At 73.4% G+C, this 8,794-nt stretch carries 2 protein-coding genes; both read left to right on the top strand.

The window, feature by feature from the left end:
* On the top strand, positions 1 to 2,200 hold a 2,200-nt coding region (locus SCWH03_RS28110; RefSeq protein WP_173267728.1), incomplete at its 5' end, for a beta-ketoacyl reductase.
* Between the two features lie 24 nt (positions 2,201 to 2,224).
* A partial coding sequence (locus SCWH03_RS28105) for a type I polyketide synthase (RefSeq protein WP_173267726.1) occupies positions 2,225 to 8,794 on the top strand: 6,570 nt, incomplete at its 3' end.

Raw genomic sequence — 8,794 nt, 5'->3', positions numbered from 1 at the left:
GGCCCGTCGGGTGGATCTGCCGACCTATCCCTTCGACCACCGGCGCTACTGGCCCCGGACACCGCGTCCGGACACGACCGGGACCGATCCCCTCGACACCGAGTTCTGGACACTCGTCGACAACGGCGAACTCGCGTCGGCGCTGGACATGGACCCGGACGCGGCAGCTGCGGTGGCGCCCGCGCTCACCGCCTGGCGCTCCCGGCGAAAGGCCCGGTCCACCGTGGACTCGTGGCGGTACCAGGACTCCTGGGAGCGGCTGCGCGGCGCACCTGCCGCCGGCGTCACCGGGACCTGGCTTGCCGTGGTCCCGGCCGGCACGGGCCGTGCCGGGCCGGATCCGACCGGCGAGGCGGACGAGGCGTGGATCGAGGCCGTGCTCGGGTCGCTCGGCGTCGACGTCGTGCGGATCGGCATCGCGCCGGACACCGACCGGGCCCACCTCGCCGCACGGCTGACCGGAACCGGGCCGGCCGGAGTGATCTCCCTGCTCGGTATCGCCACCGAGCCGCACCCGGGGTTCGCCGCCACGCCCACCGGCCTGGCCCTTTCGGTGCTGCTCGTGCAGGCACTCGGCGACGCCGGGATCACCGCGCCGCTGTGGGCGGTGACCCGGGGAGCGGTCACGATCGGCGCCGACGACACGGTCACCAGCCCCGTCCAGAGCGCGCTGTGGGGACTCGGCCGGGTCGCCGCCCTCGACCTGCCGAAGAGCTGGGGCGGGCTGATCGACCTGCCCGAGGAGATCGACGACCGGACTGCCGAAGGCCTGGTCGCCGCTCTCGGCAGCGGCGAGGACCAGGTCGCCGTGCGTCCCTCCGGCGTCCACGGGCGCCGGCTGGTACCCGCACCGCGCGGGGAGCGGAACGAGGACTGGCAGCCGCGCGGCACGGCGCTCATCACCGGTGGCACCGGGGCGCTGGGTGGCCATGTCGCCCGCTGGCTGGCCGGCGCCGGCGCCGGGCATCTGGTGCTCACCAGCCGGCGGGGTGCCGAAGCCCCCGGTGCGGAGGAGCTGCGCGGCGAGCTCGAGGCGCTCGGCGCCCGGGTGACCATCGCCGCCTGCGACGCCGCCGACCGCGCCGCGCTCCAGGCGGTCCTGGACCGCGTCGACGACCTGACCGTGGTCGTGCACGCCGCCGGCGTCGTCGAGGGCAACGCGCCGACCGGCACGCTCGGCATCGACCAGCTCGACCGGCTGCTGCGGGCCAAGACGGCATCCGCCTGGAACCTGCACGAGCTGACTGCGGACAACCCGGCGATCGACGCGTTCGTCCTGTTCTCGTCCGGCGCTGCCAGCTGGGGCAGCGGAGCCCAGCCCGCCTACGCGGCGGCCAACGCCTTCCTGGACGGGCTCGCGCACCATCGCCGCGGCCTGGGGCTCCCCGCCACGTCGATCGCGTGGGGTGCCTGGGCGGACAGCGGGATGGCGTCGGCGAACGCCGACGGCGCGGAGCAGCTGCGGCGGCGCGGCCTCCACACCATGGCCCCTGAGCTCGCGGTCACCGCGCTGCGGCAGGCGGTCGCCGACGGACGGACGCAGCTGACCGTGACCAACACCGACTGGGCGAAGTTCGCGCCCAGCTTCACCGCACAGCGGCCCAGCCCGCTGCTGGGCGGCATCCCGGAGGTGAGGCGGCTGGCCGAGGCCGAGGCCGAGAGCGCAGGGGCGGCCGACTCCGGACTCGGGCAGCGCCTGCTGGCACTGCCTGCGTCCGAGCGCGGCCGGGCCCTGCTGGAACTGGTCCGGGACCAGGCCGCGGCGACGCTCGGCTACGACGAAGCTGACGCGCTCACGGCGAACCGGGCGTTCCGCGACGTGGGCTTCGACTCGGTCATGGCCGTCGACCTGCGCAACAGGCTGAGGGCCGCCACCGGAGTGGCACTGCCCGCGACCCTGGTGTTCGACCACCCCACTCCGGAGGCCCTGGCGCAGTTCATCCGGGCGGAGCTGCTGGGCGAGACGGACGACGAGCAGCGGAAGGACGATCCGGAGGCTCACCTCCGCGAGACGCTCGCCTCGATTCCGATCAGCCGGCTGCGCAAGGCCGGTCTGCTCGACCTGGTGCTCCAACTCGCACAAGACAGTGGGGAAAACACGAGCGCTGATTCTGCTGTGCTTGATCCCGACGCGGACTCGATCGACGACCTGGACGGCGAAGCGCTGCTGCGGTTGGCGAGCGAGAACTCGGGGAACTGACGGCCGACCCCAGAAGGAAGAGCGATGACCTCCTCTGCCAACCAGTATGTCGAGGCTCTCCGGTCGTCACTGAAGGAGGTCGACCGGCTGCGCAAGCAGAACCAGCAGCTGATCGCGGCGGCGGTGGAGCCCATCGCGATCGTCGGCATCGGATGCCGGTACCCCGGTGGGGTGTCCTCGCCGGAGGACCTGTGGCAGGTGGTGGCCGAGGGGCGTGACGTCATCGGCCCGTTCCCGGCCGACCGCGGCTGGGACACGGCTGCACTGGCGAGCGCCACGGCCGAAGGCGGCTTCCTGGACGACGTGGCGGGTTTCGACGCCGGGCTGTTCGGGATCTCGCCGCGTGAGGCGGTTGTCATGGACCCGCAGCAGCGCCTGCTGCTGGAGACCTCCTGGGAGGCGCTGGAGCGCGCGGGAATCGCCCCCTCGGCCCTGCGGGGCTCCCAGACCGGCGTCTTCCTGGGCACCACGTCCCAGGACTACGCCGACCTGCTCGCCCGGTCCGCCGAGGACGTCGGCCTCTACGCCACCACCGCGTTCGCCGCCAGCGTGCTGTCCGGCCGGATCTCCTACCTGCTCGGCCTCGAGGGCCCGGCCGTCACGGTCGACACGGCGTGCTCGTCGTCGCTGGTGGCGCTGCACCTCGCGGCTCAGGCACTGCGCGGCGGCGAGTGCGACCTCGCCCTCGCCGGTGGCGTCGCGGTCATGACAACCCCCGCGGGGTTCGCCGCGTTCACCTCCCAGGGCGGCCTCGCCGGCAACGGCCGCTGCAAGGCCTTCTCCGACGACGCCGACGGGACCGGCTGGTCCGAGGGCGTCGGCGTCCTGGTCCTGAAGCGCCTCACCGACGCGCGGCGCGCGGGCGACCCCGTCCTCGCCGTACTGCGCGGATCCGCCGTCAACCAGGACGGCGCCTCCAACGGCCTCACCGCCCCGAACGGCCCCTCGCAGCAGCGGGTGATCCGCAAGGCGCTGGCCAACGCCGGGCTGACGGGCGGGGACGTCGACGTGGTCGAGGCGCACGGCACCGGCACGACGCTCGGCGACCCCATCGAGGCCCAGGCGGTCCTCGCCACCTACGGCCAGGACCGCGACACCCCGGTGCTGCTGGGCTCGATCAAGTCCAACATCGGCCACCCCCAGGGCGCGGCCGGTGTCGCCGGTGTCATCAAGATGGTCATGGCGCTCCAGCACGGCCTGCTGCCCGAGACCCTGCACGTCGGCACCCCTTCGACCAGCGTCGACTGGCAGTCGGGCAAGGTGGAGCTGCTGACCTCCGCGCGGCCGTGGCCCGCCGCCGACCGGCCCTCCCGCGCGGGCGTGTCCGCGTTCGGCGTCAGCGGCACCAACGCGCACGTGATCCTCGAGGAGGCGCCCGCCCAGGACGACCCCGCCGAGGAAGCCACCGTCACCCCGGGCACGATTCCCTGGACGGTCTCCGCACGCTCCGCGGCCGCCCTTCGGGCACAGCGCACCCGTCTCGCCGCCGCGGCCGCCACCCTCTCGCCCCTCGACGTCGGCCACACCCTCGCCACCGCCCGCGCCGCGCTGGAGTACCGCGCCGTTCTGCTGCCCGACGGCACCGAGATCGCCTCCGGCGCAGCCGCCGACGAGCCCGGTCTCGCCCTGCTGTTCTCGGGCCAGGGTGCGCAGCGGCTCGGCATGGGACGGGAGCTGTACGGGCGGTTCCCGGTGTTCGCGGCGGCGTTCGACGAGGCGCTGGCCCATCTCGAGCCGGGGCTGCGTGACGTGGTGTGGGGTGAGGACGCGGCGGCACTGGACCGGACGGGATCCACCCAGCCCGCCCTGTTCGCGCTCCAGGTGGCCGTCTACCGGCTGGTGGAATCGTGGGGCATCACACCGGACCATCTCGCGGGCCACTCCGTGGGGGAGATCGCGGCGGCGCACGCGGCCGGGGTGCTGTCCCTTCAGGACGCCTGCACGCTGGTGTCGGCACGGGCCCGGCTGATGCAGGCACTGCCCGAGGGCGGTGCGATGGTCGCGATCCAGGCCACAGAGGCGGAGGTGCTGCCCCACCTCACCCGCGGCGCCTCCGTCGCCGCGGTCAACGGGCCGTCCGCCGTGGTGATCGCGGGCGACGAGACGGAGGTCGCCGAGATCGCGGCACGGTTCGGCGACCGGAAGTCGAAGCGGCTGAACGTGTCGCACGCCTTCCACTCGCCGCTGATGGACCCGATGCTGGACGACTTCCGCGCAGCCATCCAGGGACTGTCCTTCAACGACCCGCTCATACCCGTCGCCGCCGCGGGCGACGTCACCGACCCCGAGCACTGGGTCCGCCACGTCCGCGAGACCGTACGCTTCCACGACCACGTCACCGCACTCCGGGAAGCCGGCGCCACCGCGTGGCTGGAGATCGGCCCCGACGGCACCCTGTCCGCGATGATCGCCGAGGGGGTCCCCGAGGCGGTCGCCGTCCCGGCGCTGCGCAAGGACCGCGAGGAGGAGCCCGCACTCGTCGCCGCCCTGGCGAAGCTCCATGTGGCCGGCGTGACCGCCGACTGGGCGCCGCTGTTCGCCGGCACCGGCGCCCGCCGCGTGGACCTGCCGACCTACCCGTTCCAGCACGAGCGCTACTGGCCACGGCCCGCCGCGCGGACGGGTGACGTCCGCGCCGCCGGCCTCGGCACCGTGGCGCATCCGCTGCTGGGCGCGGCCGCCGAACTCGCCGACTCCGGCGGCTTCCTGTTCACCTCCCGGCTCTCCCTGGACACCCACCCGTGGCTGGCCGACCACGTCGTCGGCGGACGCGTCCTCTTCGCGGGCACCGCCTTCCTCGAACTCGCCATGCGCGCCGCCGACGAGGTCGGCTGCGAGCGCGTCGACGAACTCACCCTGGCCGCGCCCCTCGCACTCCCCGACCAGGGTGCCGTACAGATGCAGGTCGGCGTCGGCGCCCCCGACGGGTCGGGCCGCCGGCCCGTGGCGATCTTCTCCCGCCCCGACGGGGACACCGACACCCCGTGGCTCAAGCACGCGAGCGGTGCACTGGGCACCGGGGACGACTGCGTACGGTTCGACGCCGCGCAGTGGCCACCGGCCGGAGCCGAACCCGTCGACATCGAGGGCTCCTACGAGCGCTTCACCGAGTCGGGCTTCGACTACGGGACGGTGTTCAGGGGGCTGCGCGCGGTGTGGCGCGGCGGCGACGGCGTGGTGTTCGCCGAGGCCGCCCTGCCCGAAGCCGTCGACGCGGCACCGTACGGACTGCATCCCGCACTGCTCGACGCGGGTATGCACGCCGCCGGATTCGGCGATCTCGGCTCGATCAGCCGTGGCGGACTGCCGTTCTCCTGGCAAGGCGTGACCCTGCACGCCTCCGGAGCCTCGACGGTACGGGTGCGCCTGACGCGCGGCACGGACGGCTCGATGGAGATCGCCGTCGCCGACCCGGCCGGCGCGCCCGTGGCGTCCATCGCGGCCCTGCACACCCGGCCGCTCCCGTCCGCCGAACAGGGCCCGCCGGACACGCCGGCCGTCGGGCGCGACTCACTCTTCAAAGTCGAGTGGACTCCCGTCGAACCACCGGTGCAGACCGCCTCCCCCCGGACCGTCGCCGTACTGGGCCCCGACGCGGTGGGCCCCGGCCCGGACGGGGGAGCCCTCGGCCGGGACGTGGTGGGACTCGGGCTGGGCCCGGTGCACGACAACCCGGCCGACGCGGACGCCGACGACGTCCTCGTGCCGTTCGCCGGCGGCCCTGATCTGAACACGGCGACGGCCCGCGCACTGGAACTCCTCCAGCACTGGCTGCGCCTGGACCGCCCGGGACGGCTCGTGTTCGTCACCCGCCACGCCCTCGACGACGACCTCACCGCCGCGGCCGTACGCGGCCTGGTCGGCTCGGCCCAGTCGGAACACCCCGGCCGGTTCGCCGCCGTGGACATCGACGCCCCCGAGCTGCTGCCCGCGGCACTTGCCACCGGCGAACCGCACCTCGTCGTCCGCGACGGCGAAGTGCGTGCCGCCCGCCTGGCCCGCGTGGCGCTGCCGCCGGAGACGGTCACCTGGGACGGCCGGGTACTCATCACGGGCGGAACCGGCGGCCTCGGCTCACTGCTCGCCCGCCACCTCGCCGAACGGCACGGAGTGCGGGACCTGCTGCTGGTCAGCCGGCATGGCATGGACGCCGACGGCGCACCCGAACTCACCGCCGAACTGACCGGACTCGGCGCACGCGTCGAGGTCGAGGCATGCGACGTGTCCGACCGCGCCGCACTGGCCGCCCTGTTGGAACGGCACCCCGTGGGTGCCGTCGTGCACACGGCCGCGGTCCTCGACGACGGCGTGGTCGAGTCGCTGACTCCGGAGCGCTTCGCACACGTGTTGCGCGCCAAGGCCGACGCCGCCTGGCACCTGCACGAACTCGTCGGCGACGTCTCGGCGTTCGTCCTGTTCTCCTCGGCGGCCGGCACCTTCGGCGGCGCCGGCCAGGCCAACTACGCCGCCGCCAACGCCTACCTGGACGCACTCGCCCGCCACCGCAGGGCCCAGGGTCTGCCCGCCGTGTCGCTGGCATGGGGTCCGTGGGAGCGCTCGGTCGGCATGACGAGCGCCATGTCCGACTCTGACCTGCGGCGCGTCGAACGGTCCGGGATGCCGCCGCTCACCGTGGCCCAGGGGCTCGAACTCTTCGACGTCGCCACAGCCGCCGACGAGCCCGTCCTGCTGCCCCTCCGCCTCGACCTGCCCACCCTGCGCAGACAGCCCGAGACATCCCCGTTGCTACGCGGCCTCGTCAAGGCGCCCCGGCGCCGTGCCACCGCGGTGGCGTCACCGGCCCCCGCCTCATCGGCCCACTCACTGGCGAGTTCACTGGCACGGGCGACCCGGGACGAGCGCCTGACGGCGCTGCTGGACGTGGTACGCGTCGATGCCGCCGCGGTGCTCGGCCACGACGGCGCAGCAGACATCGACCACACCCGTACCTTCCAGGGCCTCGGCTTCGACTCGCTGACCGCCGTCGAACTGCGCAACCGCCTCACCGCGTCGACCGGAGTCCGCCTGCCCGCGACACTGGTCTTCGACTACCCCAACCCGGCCGCACTGGCCACCTACCTCTGCGACGAACTGTTCGGGGCCCGGCAGGACGCTGCGGGGACGCTGCCCATGTCGGTGTCGGCGACGGACGATCCGATCGTCATCGTGGGCATGGCCTGCCGCTACCCGGGCGGGGTTACCAGCCCCGAGGAGCTGTGGGACCTGGTGGCGGACGGCACCGATGCGATCAGCGGCTTCCCGACGAACCGGGGCTGGGACCTGGACGGCCTCTACCACCCCGACCCCGACCACCCCGGCACCACCCACGTCATGCAGGGCGGCTTCCTCCACGACGCCGACCTGTTCGATCCCGAGTTCTTCGGCATGTCCCCGCGTGAGGCGCTGGCGACCGACGCCCAGCACCGGCTGCTGCTGGAAACGGCATGGGAGGCGTTCGAGCGGGCGGGCGTGGCGCCCACGTCGCTGACCGGCTCGCGTACCGGCGTGTTCGCCGGCGTGATGTCGAACGACTACAGCACGCTGGTCGGCGGCGACATGTTCGAGGGCTACCAGGGCACCGGCACCGCGCAGAGCGTTCTGTCCGGGCGCGTCGCCTACACCTTCGGCCTGGAAGGCCCCGCGGTCACGGTCGACACGGCGTGTTCGTCGTCGCTGGTGGCCATGCATCTGGCGGCTCAGGCACTGCGGCAGGGCGAGTGCGACCTCGCGCTGGCCGGCGGTGTGACCGTGATGTCCACCCCGGGCTCCTTCGTGGCCTTCTCCCGCCAGCGCGGCCTCGCGACCAACGGGCGCTGCAAGTCCTTCGCCGACGGCGCGGACGGCACGGGTTGGGCGGAGGGTGTGGGGCTGCTGGTGTTGGAGCGGCAGTCTGATGCGGTGCGCAAGGGGCATCGGGTTCTTGCGGTGGTGCGTGGTTCGGCGGTGAATCAGGATGGTGCGTCGAATGGTCTGACGGCGCCGAACGGTCCTTCGCAGCAGAGGGTGATCCGGCAGGCGCTTGCGTCGGCGGGGTTGTCGGCGGGGGATGTGGATGTGGTGGAGGCGCATGGCACCGGTACCACGCTCGGCGATCCGATCGAGGCGCAGGCGTTGATGGCCACCTACGGCCAGGACCGCGACGTGCCGTTGTACATGGGGTCGGTGAAGTCGAACATCGGTCATACGCAGGCGGCGGCGGGTGTCGCGGGTGTGATCAAGATGGTGATGGCGATGCGGCACGGGGTGCTGCCGCGGACACTGCACGCCGACCGGCCGTCTTCACACATCGACTGGTCGGCAGGCGCCGTGGAACTCGCGGTCGAGGCCGGGGTGTGGCCTTCGGTGGGCCGGCCGCGTCGGGCTGGTGTGTCGTCGTTCGGTGTGAGTGGGACGAACGCGCATGTGGTTCTGGAGCAGGGGCCTGTGCCGGCTGTGCGGGAGCGGGTGGTTGAGCGTCCGGTGGCTGAGTCTTCGGTTGTGGTGCCGTGGTTGGTGTCGGCGCGGTCTGAGGTGGCGTTGTCGGGTGTGGTGGAGCGGGTTGGTGGGTTGGGGGGTGATCCGGTGGATGTGGGGTGTTCTCTGCTGTGTACTCGG

Origin of the sequence: Streptomyces pacificus, from assembly GCF_011766325.1 — a bacterium.
Taxonomy (GTDB): Bacteria; Actinomycetota; Actinomycetes; order Streptomycetales; family Streptomycetaceae; genus Streptomyces; species Streptomyces pacificus.
The sequence above is the reverse complement of the archived record's forward strand: the minus strand, read 5'-3'. Positions and strand labels throughout refer to the sequence as shown.